Origin of the sequence: Streptomyces sp. FH025 (assembly GCF_017427025.1) — a bacterium.
GTDB lineage: Bacteria > Actinomycetota > Actinomycetes > Streptomycetales > Streptomycetaceae > Kitasatospora.
The window spans coordinates 1-931 of the sequence record NZ_JAFLNG010001244.1 but is presented as its reverse complement, the minus strand read 5'-3'; the positions used below and the strand labels follow the sequence as shown (position 1 = coordinate 931).

At 73.9% G+C, this 931-nt stretch carries 1 protein-coding gene; it reads left to right on the top strand.

Annotated elements, in window-relative coordinates; all coding sequences use genetic code 11:
- A partial coding sequence (locus J0670_RS38695) for a polyketide synthase dehydratase domain-containing protein (RefSeq protein ID WP_207817447.1) occupies window positions 1–931 on the top strand: 931 nt, incomplete at both ends.

The window sequence follows — 931 nt, the reverse complement described above, 5'->3', positions numbered from 1 at the left end:
GCGGACCCTGGCGAGCCAGAACTACCAGGTGTTCGTGGAGGTCACTCCGCACCCGGTGCTGATGGGCGCGATGAACGACACCCTCGAAGAGGTCGCCCAGGAGGCGGGCCCGGGTTCGGTGCCCGCGGCGGTGTGCGGAACGCTGAGGCGTGACGACGGTGGCACGACGCGCCTGGTCACCTCGCTGGCCGAGGCCTTCGTCAACGGCGCGCCCGTGAACTGGACATCCGTCCTGCCCGTCGGCGAGCGGATCGAGCTGCCCACCTACGCCTTCCAGCACGAGCAGTTCTGGCCGCCGGCCGCGGGGCCGGCTCTCGGCGGGGACGCGGTGTCCCTGGGCCTGGGTGCGGTGGGCCACCCGCTGCTGGGTGCGGCGGTCGAACTGGCCGGTGGCACCGGCGTGGTGTGCACCGGGCGGCTGTCGGTGCGCACGCACCCGTGGCTGGGTGACCATGTGGTCGGCGGGGTGGTGCTCCTGCCGGGTACCGGGTTCGTCGAGATGGTGGTGCGGGCCGGTGACCAGGTGGGCTGCGGCCTGCTGGAGGAACTGACCCTCCAGGCACCGCTGATCTTCCCGGCCGACGGCGGCGGGGTGCAGGTCCAGGTCGTCGTCGCCGACGCCGATGAGGACGGACGGCGGATGGTCGAGGTGTTCTCCCGCCCCGATGCCGCCGATGCGCAGCAGGGCTGGGCGCAGCACGCGAGCGGCGTGGTGGCCCCGTCCGAGGGCAGCGCCGTCGCGGAGGAGGACTTCGCAGTCTGGCCGCCGCGTGGCGCCACGGCGGTCGACGTCAGCGGCATGTACGAGTCGCTGGCCGACACCCCGTACGGCTACGGGCCGGCGTTCCAGGGGCTGCGGGCGGTGTGGCGCCGCGGCGAGGATCTCTTCGCCGAGGTGGCGCTCCCGGAGTCGGTGGCGCAGGAGGCCGGG